The organism is Paenibacillus sp. Aloe-11 (assembly GCF_000245715.1).
Lineage (GTDB): Bacteria > Bacillota > Bacilli > Paenibacillales > Paenibacillaceae > Paenibacillus > Paenibacillus kribbensis.
Genome location: NZ_JH601047.1, coordinates 149758 through 165752, shown reverse-complemented (window position 1 = coordinate 165752; position 15995 = coordinate 149758). Strand labels below are relative to the sequence as shown.

General features: G+C 44.2%; 13 protein-coding genes and 1 pseudogene. 8 read left to right on the top strand and 6 right to left on the bottom strand.

Annotated features, from left to right (window positions below):
• Positions 1-366: 366 nt before the first annotated feature.
• Positions 367-1573: pseudogene (locus tag WG8_RS04940) on the top strand (IS110 family transposase).
• A gap of 304 nt (positions 1574-1877) precedes the next feature.
• Here WG8_RS04940 and WG8_RS04935 read toward each other — a convergent pair.
• Positions 1878-2753: a TetR/AcrR family transcriptional regulator gene (locus tag WG8_RS04935; protein ID WP_043890791.1), complete on the bottom strand. Its 876-nt coding sequence runs from the start codon at positions 2751-2753 to the stop codon at positions 1878-1880.
• A 264-nt stretch (positions 2754-3017) separates the two neighbouring features.
• Here WG8_RS04935 and WG8_RS04930 point away from each other — a divergent pair, with 264 nt between their 5' ends.
• Together WG8_RS04930 and WG8_RS04925 are read left to right on the top strand one after the other, a co-directional pair.
• Complete coding sequence (locus tag WG8_RS04930) at positions 3018-3587, top strand: isochorismatase family protein (RefSeq protein WP_007429003.1); 570 nt, start codon at positions 3018-3020, stop codon at positions 3585-3587.
• 20 nt (positions 3588-3607) lie between these two features.
• Positions 3608-5038: an MFS transporter gene (locus tag WG8_RS04925; protein WP_007429002.1), complete on the top strand. Its 1431-nt coding sequence runs from the start codon at positions 3608-3610 to the stop codon at positions 5036-5038.
• A 593-nt stretch (positions 5039-5631) separates the two neighbouring features.
• Here the strand turns inward: WG8_RS04925 and WG8_RS04920 are convergent.
• From WG8_RS04920 to WG8_RS04910, 3 genes are read right to left on the bottom strand one after another with little or no spacing between them, the layout of a single operon-like run.
• On the bottom strand, positions 5632-6384 hold the full coding sequence (locus tag WG8_RS04920; RefSeq protein ID WP_007429001.1) for an amino acid ABC transporter ATP-binding protein: 753 nt from the start codon (positions 6382-6384) through the stop codon (positions 5632-5634).
• 15 nt (positions 6385-6399) lie between these two features.
• The gene (locus WG8_RS04915; protein WP_007429000.1) at positions 6400-7059 is read right to left on the bottom strand and encodes an amino acid ABC transporter permease; all 660 of its coding nucleotides are present in this window, start codon (positions 7057-7059) and stop codon (positions 6400-6402) included.
• A gap of 40 nt (positions 7060-7099) precedes the next feature.
• Positions 7100-7867 carry an amino acid ABC transporter substrate-binding protein gene (locus tag WG8_RS04910; protein ID WP_007428999.1) on the bottom strand — a complete coding sequence of 256 codons (768 nt, stop codon included), beginning with the start codon at positions 7865-7867 and terminating at the stop codon, positions 7100-7102.
• A 330-nt stretch (positions 7868-8197) separates the two neighbouring features.
• On the opposite strand from WG8_RS04910, the gene WG8_RS04905 reads away from it, so the two are divergent.
• The 5 genes from WG8_RS04905 (at position 8198) to WG8_RS04885 (ending at position 13854) form a co-directional block, all read left to right on the top strand.
• Positions 8198-9124 carry an ABC transporter permease gene (locus WG8_RS04905; protein ID WP_007428998.1) on the top strand — a complete coding sequence of 309 codons (927 nt, stop codon included), beginning with the start codon at positions 8198-8200 and terminating at the stop codon, positions 9122-9124.
• A gap of 1 nt (position 9125) precedes the next feature.
• Positions 9126-10076 carry an ABC transporter permease gene (locus tag WG8_RS04900; RefSeq protein WP_007428997.1) on the top strand — a complete coding sequence of 317 codons (951 nt, stop codon included), beginning with the start codon at positions 9126-9128 and terminating at the stop codon, positions 10074-10076.
• Between the two features lie 211 nt (positions 10077-10287).
• Positions 10288-11931 carry a peptide ABC transporter substrate-binding protein gene (locus WG8_RS04895; RefSeq protein WP_007428995.1) on the top strand — a complete coding sequence of 548 codons (1644 nt, stop codon included), beginning with the start codon at positions 10288-10290 and terminating at the stop codon, positions 11929-11931.
• The gene (locus WG8_RS04890; protein ID WP_007428994.1) at positions 11931-12311 is read left to right on the top strand and encodes a DUF3899 domain-containing protein; all 381 of its coding nucleotides are present in this window, start codon (positions 11931-11933) and stop codon (positions 12309-12311) included. The genes WG8_RS04895 and WG8_RS04890 overlap by 1 nt, the downstream gene beginning before the upstream one ends.
• Before the next feature lie 412 nt (positions 12312-12723).
• Positions 12724-13854, top strand: a complete 1131-nt coding sequence (locus WG8_RS04885; protein WP_007428993.1) for a Fic family protein — start codon at positions 12724-12726, stop codon at positions 13852-13854.
• 150 nt (positions 13855-14004) lie between these two features.
• Here WG8_RS04885 and WG8_RS04880 read toward each other — a convergent pair whose 3' ends face one another.
• Together WG8_RS04880 and WG8_RS04875 are read right to left on the bottom strand one after the other, a co-directional pair.
• Positions 14005-14550, bottom strand: a complete 546-nt coding sequence (locus WG8_RS04880) for a hypothetical protein (RefSeq protein WP_007428992.1) — start codon at positions 14548-14550, stop codon at positions 14005-14007.
• Positions 14551-14888: 338 nt separating this feature from the next.
• Positions 14889-15989 (bottom strand): toxic anion resistance protein, encoded by a 1101-nt coding sequence (locus WG8_RS04875; RefSeq protein ID WP_007428990.1) that lies wholly within the window; start codon positions 15987-15989, stop codon positions 14889-14891.
• Positions 15990-15995 lie beyond the last annotated feature (6 nt).

Genomic DNA, 15995 nt, shown 5'->3' with positions numbered 1-15995 from the left:
CGGTAAAGACGAAGGTCGAACCGACGGTACAAGCCCGATGAGGCGGCTAATCCCTCTCTCATGAGCCGCTGGTCATCTACGATCAGAATTCTGTATCGTCACCACGTTAACCTGCCCAATCGTATTATGAGATCAACCAGTTCTTTCTGGTTGATCCTTTTTTCATTTGCATAGAGGATTAAGGTAGCCTGGTCGAACGTACCTGCCCGTGGGACTTGATCCCGAGTGCTATAGTGTTCACCCTACTTGTCATGACCATGATTGAGGCTGGTTGGGACATAAGATCCCGTATAACAAGCGATGCTATGGAGCGACAAGAAGAACCATAGGGATACCGGTGAATTTAAACTTACAGGGAGAGATGAGATGAATTCAGTTGTCTGTCTAGATATTTCAAAAGCAGAAAGCCATGGACAAGCCTTTTTAGCGTGCGGAAAGCCCTTTAAAGGGACATTCCACTTCGAGCACACTCGAGATGGCTTAGCAAATCTACATCAAGTTTTAAAGGACATTGAATCGGTATCCAAACAACGTCCTTTGCTTATTCTAGAAGCAACAGGACATTACCAGAGCTCTGTTGTTCAATCCCTAGAGGAGCATCACTATATTTACATTGTCATTAACCCACTAATCCCTAACCGGCTTAGAAAGTCTCAGCTTCGTAAAGTAAAGACAGATGCTGCTGACGCTTTCCTATTGGGTGAGTTGTACTACAGGGAAGAGTTTGAGCCTTTTAAAAAAAGAGGTGTGCAACTTCTCAATCTGCGCTATCTTACAAGGCAATATGAGTCTCTTTCAAAGATGTGTGTACAGACTAAACTGCAATTTCAAGCTGTTTTAGATCAGGTTTCCCGGGTTATAAAGGTGTGATTGGAGCCATGTATTCCGGTGTTTCACTGCGGTTTTTAAGCGAATTCCCAACTTCATATTCAGTTCTGCAGACGGATGAAGATCGCTCAGAGCAAAAATGAAAGAACTGCTTTCTTCGAAACGGGGGCGTTCAGAGGACTGGATTAACCTACGGATTCAACGACTGGTAGATGCGGCAAAACAAAATCCTTTTCAGCAAACTATGTATGCAAGCCACTTAATCAATTTGAAAGTTCTTATTACTCTTATTCTTCAATACCAAGAGCATCTTGCTGAACTGGAACAGAACATAGATGCTCTGGCTGAAGAAATTGAAGAGTATGAATTAATGCAGTCGATTCCCGGGATTGGGAATAAAATTGCTGCAACAATTTTATCCGAAGTTGGTGAAATCGACCGATTTGACCATCCTAAAAAGTTAGTCGCCTTTGCAGGCATTGACCCGAGTGTCTTTGCTTCCGGAAAGTTTACAGCAACTCGAAACCGAATCACAAAACGGGGTTCCAGGCAGCTGCGTTACGCGCTGGTGATGGCTGTACAGTGTGGGCTTATTCGCTCCCGAAATATACGAATCAAAGCGTTCTATGATCGCAAGAGAGCCGAAGGAAAACCACATAAAGTAGCTCTAATCGCATGTGCAAATAAGCTCGTCCATTGGCTCTATGCAATCTTGAAAAACAAAAAGGAATTTCGTCCAATTTAAAAGATTATTATTGGCATAAGCTTCCAATACACAACGGAAATTGGAGGGTTATTTGGCATGCTCATTTTAATATACCACATGATTTAGAATCACTTTACTGGTAATCTTGACAAGCTATTAGCTGGTATAGGTGAACTAAGACAGCCAATCACATTGATCGGCTGCCTCCTTGGTTTTATTGAGCTATCGTTTCCCGTTAGTGCAATGAATTTCAGTTAAAAGCTTAATGTGACATGTGAGATCATTAAACAACAAAAAAAGGTCTTATTCGAAACAATCAAGTGAATATGGCAAAACAAACAGATTAAGCGAGAAGTAACTTTAATTGCTTGATATATCCTACTATTTCACTGTTTCGTTCTAAGTGTCCCATTAGTGCACGAATTAAGAAATCTCTAGGTTCGTTACTCCAAATCTCATTACTTAATAAACTCAATGTTTCATTAAGTTCATGCCGATTGCTTTCTGAGGTTTGAAGTCCTTTTATCGAGAGTGAGATCCCATTTAATGTCTCTCGTATAAACTGTTCATTGTTCTCTGGTTTTGTAGAAAGATCGTCAGGAGCATGTAATATAGAATTATTTAAAAGTGGGTCAGCTTTAGAATGGAGTAAATCATGTACAATGGCATTCAGACGCTCGACGATAAAGATGGAGACTTTTTGGGTTGAAAGCGATCTCTTTTCATAGATAATATAATACAAATACTGTCTAAGAAACCCCCGAAAAATCACGATTAAATCCCATAAATAACGCTCAATTTCCGTGCCATATGCAGCAATAAGCATATCTTTATGCCAATTCATCTTCTGAATCCGATTTCTATTCCTAACAGCCTCGAATTTTTCACTCCTCTGTATAGGTAATTCTCTCTCTGAGAAGTCCATCATGACGAATTCATTCTCAATAAAATACTGAATCTGAAACTCCACAATATGGATGAACTTTTCATTTGGTGACAGGATATCATATCTGTTGAAATCTTCCGCCTTGTTAAACAATTCCTGATGACACATATCAAATATCTCTATAAATAAATCCTCTTTTGACACAAATAACTTATAAAGACTCCCTTTTGCAATACCACTTTGATCAGCGATTTCTTGCATAGAGGTAGCGTTATATCCGTTTTTAGAAAAGAGGTCCAACGTTATTTTCATAATGTGTTCTTTTATATTCATTAAAAGTTTCTCCTCTTCATAAAGCTTCATTCGGCTGATTAATTTCCTTAAGAACTTATTATAGTCTAGTGGCTAGAAATCAAAACACGATAAGTCTGCATGAAACATATTGGCATTCCGCGTCCCATTAGTCAATACTGTGCTCGCTTGACAAATGATTTACTGGGAGTATAATAAGAATCCGAGACTTGACCTAATGAGTTTAAATAATGAACTCAATAGTCACAAAGGTTCAAAAAATATATTGTATTGGAGAGATTTTTAATGAACGTAGATTTTAAAAAAACCGCATTGATTGTTATTGATCTACAAAAGGGAGTTCTTGCAATGCCATGTGTACCACACTCCGCACAGGCCGTTGTAGAAAATTCAGCAAAACTTATGGAAGCATTTCAGAAAGAAGGATCATTCGTCGCAGTGGTTCACGTTCCTCGGCCTGATGACAGCAGCCTAAATCCTGTTTTAGATGATTCTGATGGTGCATCCCCTGCTGATTTCCCTTTAGATTGGGATGAAATCGTCCCTGAAATTCAGAAGTACGATAGCCATCATATCGTGCAAAAGCGGCAATGGGGAGCGTTCTACGGAACAGATTTGGATGCGCAACTTAGACGACGGGGGATTAACACACTTATTTTGTGCGGAGTGTCCACGGCATATGGTGTTGATACAACTGCACGAGAAGCTTTTCAACACGGTTACCATCAAATTTTCGCGATTGACGCAATGGCTGGCTTTACGGAAGAAGAGCATGAGTACGTTAAAACATTTATCTTCCCTAAAATTGGTAGAATTCGCACAACCGATGAACTATTAGCTTTAACCGAAAAATGATTTGAAAGGAGTGATGGTTTATGCGTCCTTCTCAAAAATCAAACCATTTGTATCCTTGGTTCGTTCTCTCCGTAACGAGCCTTGGTGTTCTCTTAGTGCTTCTAAATGTGGGGACGCTCAACGTAGCACTTCCTGTAGTAAGCCAGCATTTTAATGTCGGTGCAAATTTTGCAGACTGGATCGTTTTATCATATTTACTTGTGAATACGATCCTGATACTGGTATTTGGACAACTATCAGATATTTATGGACGTAAAAAGCTGTATTTGATTGGTATGGCTACGTTCACGATTGCTAGCCTCATCATTGGATTTTCACCTAATGTCTGGGTCCTAATTATCTTTCGTTGTATTCAGGCTGCTGGTGGAGCTTTAGTTATCACCAATACAACGGCATTGATTACAGATTCCTTTCCTGAACATTCATTAGGAAAAGGACTCGGCATTAATGTTTTGGTTGCCGCAGTAGCTCAACTTTTCGGTCCTGTTTTAGGCGGATTGATGGCCTCTACATTGGGTTGGAGATGGGTATTTTGGTTTAACGTACCTTTCGGAATTATCGGTCTCATTTGGGGAATATTTACACTTCGTTCAACCAAAGGCAGAAATTCAAATGGGAAGCCGGATGTGTTGGGAGGAGCCATTGTCTTCTTATCGCTTGGTGGGTTAATTATTGCTTTATCTGAAGGAAGTACGTTGGGTTGGGGAAATTGGCTCGTTTTACTTGGGTTCCTACTGTTTATCGTGCTGACACCCATATTTGTCATTATCGAAAAACACGTTTCGTCACCTTTGATTGACTTAACCTTGTTTCGAAATCGACAGTATACATTAGCTAATGCAGCTACTCTCATTAACTTTTTCTCCATTACCGCTCTCACGCTGCTCATTGCGTTATACTATCAAGCAACCTTTCAAGAAACTGCAACTCAGGCAGGATTGAAAGTTTTACCTGTTACCATTGGTATGTTAATCATTTCACCTATAGCCGGTGCAATGATAAGAAGAATCGAAGCTCGCCTTTTAGCAACGGCAGGGCTAATTACATCCGCAATCGGTCTTCTTGTGCTAACCATCGCTATATCCCCCGACGTTCCATATTCTGTCTTGGGTATTGGCATGTTTCTAGCTGGTCTTGGTTGTGGCTTGTTTATGACACCGAATACGGCTTCGATCATGGCTAGCGTACCGGAAAATCGTCGTGGCATTGCTAACGGATTACGATCGATGCTGAACAGCATGGGACAAGTACTCAGTACTGCTGTTGGTCTGATGATTGTTAAGGTATCTCTGCCTGACCGACTTAAAGATGTAATATATGTTGGTTCTTCAACCGGTTTATCAACACAGGACCTTAGCCAAATTGCAAATAGCTATCGTATCGCTTTTATGGTGTTGTTTGCAGTCAATGTGTTAGGTATTGTTCTGTCGGTCCTTCGCGGAAAGAAGTAAATTTGCTTTCTTCTTCTGAGTTAATAAAAAGGTCCTTTTTGTAGTAACTGAGCCCACTTTAGTAATCATATGAATAAGTCGTAGCCTAAAAAAATGGCTACGACATTCTTTTTTAGTGGGCATCACTCAAAGGAAACAACGTTTTATAGAATTCCATTCCTCAATAATTATACTTTCAAGAGAAAACATTCATCCTGAATATAGTTATAATATTGGAAGTGTTGTTTGTTGTCATTCCACACTTAAATTGTAGTAGCTTCATTAAACTAACCTCCCCGTTAGTTCAACAAAAGGACGCTCCCAAGCCTTCGCTTGGGTTACGTCCTCCTCATTATATTCCATTTCCAATTACAAATTAAAGAACGTACGCATGTAGCATGTAATGCTTAAAAAGGAAGCCTATCTTAATCTAAGCACTAAGAAAATACTTTATTTTCTGCTGACAACAGTGTCACCCCTCTTGGGTAGCTTCACCGTGTCTTCATCCTGAGCGCGGCTGGGGAAACTGGATGGTAGGAAGGGCGGAGCGATCGGAAGAACAATCCGCACGCGTAGCGCCTCCCCGACACACACTCAAACAAACAACTATGTTTTTAAGCCTCCACTCGATTCAAAAATATCTTTGTCCGCTCCAGCTGCGGATTGCCAAAAATCTGCTCCGGTGTACCAGATTCTGCAATTTCTCCGTTGTCCATAAAAATGACGCGATCCGCCACATCTCGCGCAAAATTCATCTCGTGGGTCACGATGACCATCGTCATATGCTCCTCAGCCAGCTTTTTGATGACCCGCAGCACCTCGCCTGTCAGCTCGGGATCAAGAGCCGAGGTCGGCTCGTCGAACAGCAAAATGTCGGGATTCATCATCATTGCCCGGGCAATTGCCACCCGTTGCTTCTGCCCCCCCGACAATCGTGACGGATACGCATCGGCTTTATCCGCCAAGCCGACTTTAGCCAACAGTTCAGCGCTTTGGCGGCGCAGCTCGGCCTTGCTTATCTTTTTGACCAGCTTCGGAGCGAGCTCCAGATTATCCTGCACTGTCAAATGAGGAAACAGATTAAAATGCTGGAACACCATGCCCATCCCGGTGGTAATGCTCTTAATATCGCCTGCCGGGGCGTACTGACCATTTTCCACCAGTGCTTTATCATGAATACGGATCGTCCCGCCCGTCACATCCTCCAGATGCACCAGGCTGCGCAGCATGGTACTTTTGCCTGAACCTGATGGACCGATGACGGCTACAACCTCACCCGCCTTAACGTTAAAGCTCACTCTTTTCAGAACATCGAGCTTGCCGAACGATTTTTTTAAATCGGTTACTTCAATTGCGTTAGTGTTCATATCCCGACATTCCTTTTACTCGAATTTAAAGCGTTTTTCCAGTGCCCTGAAGAATAGCGTCAGCACCAAAGCCATCAACAAATAAATAACCGCCGCTACAACATAAGGTACAATCGTAAAATCACGGTTCACAGCCGTATTGGCAAAATGCAGCAGTTCCGGTACCGCCACCGCATACAGCAGCGCCGTATCTTTCACCAGCGTTGTCGCCTCATTGGTGACCGCAGGCAAAGCAATCCGTACCATTTGCGGTACAATGACTCTGATCAACGTCTGTGACTTGCTCAGGCCCAGCACCTGCGAAGCTTCATATTGTCCTTTATCAATCGACAGCATCCCGCCTCGGAAAATTTCGGCAAAATAAGCCGCATAATTCAACACAAATGCCAGCACCGCAGCCGTTGTCCGATCCAGGACCAGATATTCCCCGATGACAGGCAGCATGGGCAGACCAAAACAAAAGAACAACAACTGCAGCAACAGTGGCGTGCCGCGTATAACATAAATGTACGTATGCATCAGCCAGGCAATAGGCTTAATCCGGCTTTTTGCCAGCAATGTAACGATAAAACCCAGCGGAATGGACAGAACGAGCGTGATGAAAAATAAAATAACCGTCATCTGCGCCCCTTCAAGCATAGGCTTCATAATTCGTAAAATATATTCCATACTCATAACCTTCGACTCCTAAACCCTTAGTTCAATACATGACGTATTAGTTCAATACTTTATCTTCACCGAACCATTTTTTCGAAATTTCAGCCGCTTTTCCGTTCTTGTGCAGCTCATCCAAAGCGGATTGCAGCTGCGTCAACAGCTCTTCATTCCCTTTTTTCACACCGATGCCGTACTCCTCAGGAGCCAGCGATTCATCCAGCAGCTTATACGTCCCTTGTTCCTTGGACATATAATACTTGGCAACAACCTCATCAATGACAACCGCATCCAGACGTCCTGTCTTCAAGTCCGTCAAAGCGAGAACATTATCCGGGAACTCGGATACTTGCTTCAATTTGCTTTTGATCGGATTCGCGTCCAGAGCATCGGCTGCCGAGGACAAGGTTTGAAGACCTACGGTTTTGCCCGCCAGATCGGCTAGTTTGGTAATACTGGAAGCAGCCGGAACGACAATGACCTGACTATTTTTCAGATAGGGCTTCGTGAACAGCACTTTTTGCTTGCGCTCATCGGTAATGGTGTATCCATTCCAGATCAGATCAATACGTCCGCTGTTCAGCTCAGATTCTTTGGAAGACCAGTCAATCGGCTGAAATTCCACCTGTTTGCCCATCTGTTCCCCAGCCGCCTTCGCGTAGTCTATATCAAAGCCGGTCAATTCGTTATTTTCATCTCTAAAGCCCATCGGCGCAAATTTATCGTCAATTCCAATAATCAACTTGCTGCTATCCTTACCGCCGGAACATCCGGCCAGCACGATCATAATCAATCCAATCATCATCGTAAACATGGCTGCTTTTCTCATCTTTTTCCCCTCCAACAATGGTGACCCCCGTATCCAAAAACAGGCGGCAAACGCTTTAGTTCGTTAACACGTTATCAGAGTATCATCATAACATACCGCAGGATACTCGTCGAGAGGAATAAGCGGAATGTTAGCCTTATAAAAATGGAAAACTTGTGACGAAAATTTGACCAATGTTCTATAATGTAAAACCTTACCTTGACATGTCACCTTATCCGTTTTATCATTTCCTAGTATTCTTATATACATTTGTTTATTTCGAAATACTGCATCCGCAATAAAAAAATTCAGTAAGGAAATCAGCAAGAAAGACAGGAGAAATAAAGCCCCATGTACATTTTAAAACGTCTTTTTACGATGCTTGTTACGTTGTGGATTATCGTCACTTTAACGTTCATCATCATGCACATCATTCCGGGTGATCCGTTCTCGAACGATTCCAAAACCATTCCGGAAGCAGTGCTGCAAAATATGCGCGCCAGGTACAATCTGGACAAGCCGCTCGCAGTGCAGTATGTGCTGTATCTCAAAAATCTGCTGGTGCTGGATATGGGCCCGTCTATTCAGTCGAAAACGACGGACGTCAATATGCTCATTGCCAGAGGTTTTCCACCTTCTGCACTCCTCGGTATTCAATCCATCGTGGTTGCGATTATTGCGGGCATTTCGCTCGGAACGCTGGCTGCCTTGCATCATAATCGACCACTGGATTATATCTCGATGTTTATCGCGATTATCGGTATTTCCGTGCCCAGCTTCATTTTGGCGCCGCTGTTAATCAAATATGTCGCCGTCAAATGGCACCTGCTTCCGGTCGCCTCATGGGGCACCTGGCAGCATACCGTGCTTCCGTCGCTGGCTCTCTCCGTTTCACCGCTTGCCGTTATCGCCCGCTTTATGCGGACGAGCATGCTGGAAGTCATGCATCAGGAGTACATACGTACCGCCAAAGCGAAAGGGCTTTCCTCTTGGGTTATCGTCATTCGTCACGGATTGCGCAATGCGTTGATCCCGGTGCTGTCCTTTATCGGACCGCTATTTGCTTCCGTTATTACAGGAACCTTTGTCGTTGAAAAAATATTCGCCATTCCCGGCATCGGCAAATATTTTGTAGACAGCATCTTTAACCGCGATTACCCGGTCATTATGGGTACGACCATTTTCTACAGTGTGATTCTGGTCGTTACGTTATTTCTAATTGATATATCCTATCGTCTTGTCGATCCACGAATCAAATTAGTCAGCAAAGGAGATTAACATGAAAGCAGCACCTACCGTCGAAAGGGACAGCCTGTTCAGTCCCGTAGACCACAGCCAGAAGCCTGTCCCCACGTGGACCAGACCCAAAGAATCACCTTGGCGGAATCGGCTTCGCAGACTGCTCAACAATAAGCTTTCCCTGCTGGGACTTTCCTTGCTGATCATCATCATAGCGTTAGCAATTTGCGGCCCTTCCATGGTTCCTTTTGCGCCCAGCGACCAATCCCTGTTGAAGACGAATCTTCCTCCCTCAGGGGAGCACTGGTTTGGTACGGATGATCTGGGCAGAGATGTATGGGCACGGACATGGGCCGGGGCCAGAATATCACTCATGATTGGCTTCGCCGCTGCCGCCATTGATTTGGTGCTGGGCATTCTCGTGGGCTGTGTTGCCGGCTATTGTGCGGGACACGGTAAAACGGGCGACCGGATCGACAGCATTCTGATGCGTATTATTGAAGTTTTATACAGCATCCCTTATCTGCTGATCATCATCTTGCTGCTCGTCATTATGAAGCCGGGACTGCTCACGATGATTATTGCTTTGTCCATTACCGGATGGGTCGGGATGGCGCGTGTGGTTCGCGGACAAATTTTGCAGCTCAAGCAGCAGGAATATGTGCTGGCTGCCCGCAGCTTGGGGACATCTCATTCGCGCATTATTTTCAGGCATTTGCTGCCGAATGCAGCGGCCATTATTATCGTGAATCTGACGTTTACCATCCCATCGGCTATTTTTGCCGAATCGTTCCTAAGTTTTCTTGGTCTGGGGATTCAGTCTCCATCCGCCAGCTGGGGGACGATGGCTAACGATTCACTTGGCGTTATTTTAAGTGGTCAATGGTGGCGCCTGTTCTTTCCGGGGTTGATGATCTCGCTCACCATGCTGGCGTTCAATACGCTTGGAGACGGGCTTCAGGATGCGCTTGATCCGCGTTCGCAGCACTAGCAACAGGGATATACCAATGGACAAGGAGGGATGTAACATGATCCGCTGTTTCTCACCTGAGCGCAGAACAAACGGCAGTGCCTTTATGGAAGTGCGCACACGCGGCATACCTGCCGGAAGGGAGGAGGAATGAATCCCAAGAGAATACATCTTATTTTTTGGATAACTACCCCTTTTGCATAACTAATTATAGTAATGGAGGAAAACCACGATGAAAAAAATACATTGGATGACTATCATCTTACTTTTGGCCGTAACGGCTTTGGCCGGATGCTCCGGTACTGCGGACAAAGCAGCCAGCAACGATCCGTCCGCTGCGCCTCAGGCAGATATCCCGCAAGAAATCACAGCCAATCTGGCAGGTGGCGAGCCTTACACGCTGGACCCTGCTTTCGCGTCCGATACAACGTCCTATTTTGTTATTGATAACTTGTACGAAGGGCTGTATACATACGACAAAGCCGGCAAAATCGTAGAAGGTGCTGCCAGCAAAGTAGACGTATCTCCTGACGGCAAAACATACACCTTCACCATCCGCGACGGTGCCAAATGGTCGAACGGTGACCCGCTGACGGCCAAGGACTTTGAATACTCCTGGAAGCGGGTACTGAATCCAAAAACAGCTGCCTACGATCCTTCCGCCCTGTACTACATCAAAGGAGCCGAAGCCTACAACACAGGCAAAGGTAAAATCGAAGACGTAGGTGTTACAGCCAAGGATGACAAAACCCTGGTGGTTGAGCTGAAATCACCGCTGAGCTTCTTCCCAACCATCGCCGTGGGTCATGCCTATCTGCCAGTCAACCAAGCCGTGGTTGAGAAAAGCGACAAATGGGCAGCAGAAGCGGGTACAATTGTCGGCAACGGCGCGTATGTAGCTAAGGAATGGAAGCATAACGAGCAAATTACGCTGACGAAAAACGATCAATATTGGAACAAAGACGCCATTACGATGGCAACCATCAACTTTAAAATGGTTCAAGACTCCACAACCTATTATCAAATGTACAAAACAGGTGACCTGGACCTGATTTTGAGCCTTCCAGTGGATACCTTGGATCAGGAAAAAGGCAATAAGGAATTCCTGTCACATCCGTCTTTCAGTGTGTACACGTATTCTTTTAACGTAAAACAAAAGCCGTTTGACAATAAAAAAATCAGACAGGCCATCGCTTATGCGATTGACCGCGAAGCACTGGCGACCAGTGTCACCAAGGGTGGCGAAACTCCGGCTTACGGATACGTTCCATACGGAACAACAACGCCATCCGGCAAGGACTTCCGTGATGAAGCTCCGAAGAAATACTATGAATTCGACGCTGCGAAAGCGAAACAATTGCTGGCCGAAGGCCTGAAAGAAGAAGGTTTAACCAAGCTGCCACCGATCACCTTCAAGTACAACACGTCGGACAAGCACAAAAAAGTAGCCGAAGCGATTCAGGAAATGCTGAAAACAAACCTGGGCGTTGAAGTGGCACTGGAAAATCAGGAATGGAAAACGTACATTGACACCTTTAAGCAAAAGAACTTCCAGATTGCCCGTATGGGCTGGGAAGGAAACTTCCTTGATCCGCTCGGCGTGTTGGGACACTATACTTCCAAAAATTCGAACAACTTTACCAACTGGAGCAACCCGGAATATGACAAGCTGATTGAATCCTCAACCTATGAGCTTGATCCGGCCAAACGCTTCGAGCAGCTTCATCAGGCGGAAGACGTATTGATGGAGGATCTGCCGATTATTCCGATCCAGTTCTCTGCGGACACAGCGTTAATCAGTCCTAAAATTCAAGGCATAGTGTTCGATGCTCGTTCGAACCCGGATCTGCGCTTTGCGAAACGGGTCGAAAAATAATGATTTTACGTTTTGGGATCACTGCCCTGATCGTCGGCACCTTGGGTTTTATGTACGCCTCACCCCAGATCATGAATGGTCGTGAAGCGATGGCTACTGCCAACCTGCTATTCCTGTTGGGCTTGCTCGGCTTGGTGATCGGTGCGATCTTCCACGTTCTGCAAAGCGGCTTTCTCACCCTTTTCCTGCGGGGATTTGCCGACATCAGACAGCTGTTCATCCGCCAATCCAAGGCACTACAGGCGGAAAACGAACGCTTACGTTCCGATGAAGCTCTATCGGCCTGGAAAATGTCCATGCTTCGCCACCTCAAGGTGTATACCTCGGGGTGCGGGGCGGGGCTTATGTTGTGCTCGCTGATTTTAATGGGAATAAGTTAGTTAGGGCGTATGAGAAGCTTTCTTGCGGTTGATAGGCGCTGCGCGTGCAGATTGTTCTTCCGATCGCCACCGCCCCCGGATTTTTATTATTGTATAAAACCTGTAAAGGTTAAAATCCGAGGACAAAAGCGAACGCTCCGCTTCTCCAGAACAATTCTGCCCGCTCCGCTGGCAACCGCCGTAATGCTTCTATACGTTTTAGAGTGGGTGTATAGATGGGAAGAGAGGTAGGCCAAGTTTAAATCACTTGGCTACAGTGTGTCCTAATCCAGATAACGCAAAGAGAGAGTTCTGCGAAGTTTATTCGTGGGGCTCTTTTTTATTGATTTTTCATTAAAATCACTAATAATTATTTCATTTGCGGTAATTTAGCGGTAAATGTGTTAAAATATAATTAAAAGGAGGGTTTATTATGTTTAAACCAAGATTTACTATTACGTCGTCAATGATTAATAACTTACTGAAAATAGAACGCTCCAGCGTAGTTGTAGAACAGCTTCCGCTTCCGGCAACGATTCTTGAGGAATTAAAAAAAGAAGCTCAAGAGGTTACTGTCCTTCTTTCAACCAAAATGGAAGGTAATACACTGGACAATGAAGCTAAGCGTAGGGTTCTTTATAAATCCAGTAAAAACGATGAGGAACAAGAAATTTATAACTTGATGAAGGCAATTGAATTTCTTGATGAGTCGGAGCAGCGTGAACTGCCTATTACCGAGGAATGGATTAAAAAACTACATGCTATCATCAAAGTAGTACATGGGCGGAGACCCAAGCTGAGCGAATACCGTAATGAACAAAACAAAGTGGGCGACCGCAATCAGACAGGCTTTTATCTCCCACCGGAGTCTCAAGATGTTCCTACTCTGATGGAAGACTTGATTGCATGGGTCAATTCACCACACAATGTGAATTTAGCTGTTCCGATTCAAGCAGGAATAGCAATGTGGCAGTTTCTAACTATTCATCCGTACATGGATGGCAACGGACGAACCGCTCGTATGATCGCCACATACATTTTGCGTAGAGGGGGTTATGGTCTGAAAGGATTGTTTGTCTTAGAAAATTTCTATGATCGAAACCTAAATGATTATTACCGTGCATTGCAAATGAAGCTTTCCCATAATTATTATTTCGGTCGAAATGATGCAGATATAACCCTTTGGTTAGAATACTTTTTGAATGGATTAGCCGAAGTATACTCAGAAGCATCAGAAATTGTTCGACAAAAAAATAGCGAGATGCTCAGGGTAGAACCTGAACTGATCCGTAAACTGGACATACAGCAACGCTCGCTATTCCGTCAATTGGTATTTAAGCAAAACACCTCCTCTATAACTGAAATTTGTAGGCTATTGGACGCTGGTGAACGGACGGTAAGAGAAAAAATTAAAAGGTGGATTGAAGAAGGCTTCCTGGAACCAAAAGATCCGGAAGCGCAACGTATTCGTACTATCGTTCTTTCAACCCAATACGAAGAGCTTGCCGTCGATATTCGCAATGAACCAGAAAAATACCAGTATCTTTTGGGTATTGATGACTAAATGGACAGTAATCACCATGCCTCACTATGCTTACACGAGAAAGATAACGAAAAAGAGACAGTCTGTGGGTTTGAACTGTGATCCGTAAGACGGAAACTTTGAAAAAAGTGACCTTCTCGCGGGTCACTTTATTGCCTTGTCTCCTCTACTTTACCATCTGCGTCGTTCGTCGCCTCTCAAGGGGAAGTCGCTCAAATCTCCGAGCTGGTCATGTGCAGCTTTGTAAATTCGGATGATAGCTTGTACCTTGTTAAAATCACTGTCTTCCGGACCGAATCCTTCCATATACATTTTTTGAATGATGTTTTGGAAAAAATCCATACGCTCGCGGATGAAATCCTGCTCGATTTGCAGCACCTCTTCAAAGCTGTGCGTCTCCGCAAATTCAGACAGCTCATCAGGCTCCTGTTCTTGATATCGCTCTGCTCGTGTTTCCGGATTGAGATCAATGGAGGTACGCAGGGCCGACAATAAAATATTTTCCCGCGCCAGCATGACATGAAAATCCTTGTTCTTAAACAGTTCGGCAACGATCAGACGGCACATTTCCTTGTTTTGCAGCAGAATTCCGTCAAAAGGATGCAGCGTCCACACACCGTATTTAAAAAACAAATTGAAATTAAAGCTGCTGCTTCCATACTGATACACAATGTTGATTTTCGATTCGTCGATGATTTCAAATGAAAATTCCAGCATGCATTCTCCTTTTAGATTCCAATATTTAACTCTATCCTATCAGAAAATGCATGGTTTTCAATAAAAAATTTTATTTCACAGAATCATTTAATTCCATAATAGAATCGGCTTTTTCGCTGCTGGCAGCCACGAGTAAATAGACAATCACACACACCAGAATAAAGGACATCATACGCTCGTTCTCTCCTTTGTAATTCGCTTTTTAAGAGTTTATGCACGAGAATGCTATGTATGTTCATCATGTCCTTTATTGGCCACTGTCAAACCAAAAAAGACGCTTTCAGGGTCGCCCTGGCGTCTTTTCAATAGGTTAGGTTTATAATTTTAATTGGTTAAAATCAGTTCAGAAACGAGCTTAGACCATCGGAGGAATCGTTATCCTTCAGTGTTGTGGACTGTTCTTTCCCTTCGATCCCTAGACGTTGGCTAAGGTTAGCGTTGATTGTCGTCATTTTGCTTGTATAATCCTGGCAGCTTTCAATAATTCGACGGTTGGATTTTTCCGACAGATCCAAAGCAGCTACCAAATCGCCAATCGCCTGATTCACAGCCTCCAGTGACATCGAAGGCTTGCTAAGTAAATCCGTCGTTCTCTCGGTCGTCGTTTTGAGAAGCTTGGCATTTTCCTTGAATTGGTCTTCAATGGTGCGATTGGTCGCATCGACGGCTGAAATGATTTTGTCCTGATCGGCCAGTGCCATCGCGATCATAGCCGATACGGTAATCAGATTCGATGTTTTATCAATCGCATTATTTACAGAGTCAATCAGCTTATCATTATTATCATTAATAATATCCGTTGCCGCTATCGCCTGATTATACAACAAAATCATTTCAGTCATCGACTGCGTGCGTGTAACCACCTTACGTAATCCCCGCTCCAGATGAGGCTTACGGTTTTCATTCTCCGGCTTGGCAATCTCCGTCTCGAACAGCTCTTTCAAGCGATTGCCAAAGGCAATCTTCGTCTGTAAATTGTAGATTTCTTCAATGGAAGCCCTTTTCAACTGCCTCATGCTGACAATGTTTTCTTCCAGATTGTCCTTGCCATCTCTTAAGGCAGTAATGATTTTCTCAATGTTTGTCTTAACAGACTGATACTTGTAAATGTAGTTTTTCAGCGGACTCTTGCGTATAAGCTTGCCAAAAAAGCTCACATTTTTACTCTGCTGGAGCGCTTCACATTCGTCCCGCAGCTTTAAGATCATGTTCGATACCTCGGCCCGATCACCGGACATGAGATCATTCACCGGACGATCCAGCATCCGAAGAGTCTGTCCAGCACGCTCCTGCGTTTTCACTCCCAGCTTGCCGATGTCATCCATTAAGGTATCCAGGCTCATGACATCGCTGCGTGATACCTTCTGAATCAGCTGTGAAGCCTCCTCGGTCACCTTTTGTTCATCTTCTTTTTTCAATTCAGCCCATGGGGTCGCCATCATGCT

Excerpts from the sequence above, each read along its gene's own strand:
- WG8_RS04905 (WP_007428998.1), top strand. The coding sequence starts at position 8,198 with ATGTACATTTTAAAACGTCTTTTTACGATGCTTGTTACGTTGTGGATT.
- WG8_RS04875 (WP_007428990.1), bottom strand. The coding sequence starts at position 15,989 with ATGGCGACCCCATGGGCTGAATTGAAAAAAGAAGATGAACAAAAGGTG.
- WG8_RS04895 (WP_007428995.1), top strand. The coding sequence starts at position 10,288 with ATGAAAAAAATACATTGGATGACTATCATCTTACTTTTGGCCGTAACG.
- WG8_RS04915 (WP_007429000.1), bottom strand. The coding sequence starts at position 7,059 with ATGAGTATGGAATATATTTTACGAATTATGAAGCCTATGCTTGAAGGG.
- WG8_RS04930 (WP_007429003.1), top strand. The coding sequence starts at position 3,018 with ATGAACGTAGATTTTAAAAAAACCGCATTGATTGTTATTGATCTACAA.
- WG8_RS04920 (WP_007429001.1), bottom strand. The coding sequence starts at position 6,384 with ATGAACACTAACGCAATTGAAGTAACCGATTTAAAAAAATCGTTCGGC.
- WG8_RS04925 (WP_007429002.1), top strand. The coding sequence starts at position 3,608 with ATGCGTCCTTCTCAAAAATCAAACCATTTGTATCCTTGGTTCGTTCTC.
- WG8_RS04885 (WP_007428993.1), top strand. The coding sequence starts at position 12,724 with ATGTTTAAACCAAGATTTACTATTACGTCGTCAATGATTAATAACTTA.
- WG8_RS04880 (WP_007428992.1), bottom strand. The coding sequence starts at position 14,550 with ATGCTGGAATTTTCATTTGAAATCATCGACGAATCGAAAATCAACATT.
- WG8_RS04910 (WP_007428999.1), bottom strand. The coding sequence starts at position 7,867 with ATGAGAAAAGCAGCCATGTTTACGATGATGATTGGATTGATTATGATC.
- WG8_RS04900 (WP_007428997.1), top strand. The coding sequence starts at position 9,126 with ATGAAAGCAGCACCTACCGTCGAAAGGGACAGCCTGTTCAGTCCCGTA.
- WG8_RS04935 (WP_043890791.1), bottom strand. The coding sequence starts at position 2,753 with ATGAATATAAAAGAACACATTATGAAAATAACGTTGGACCTCTTTTCT.
- WG8_RS04890 (WP_007428994.1), top strand. The coding sequence starts at position 11,931 with ATGATTTTACGTTTTGGGATCACTGCCCTGATCGTCGGCACCTTGGGT.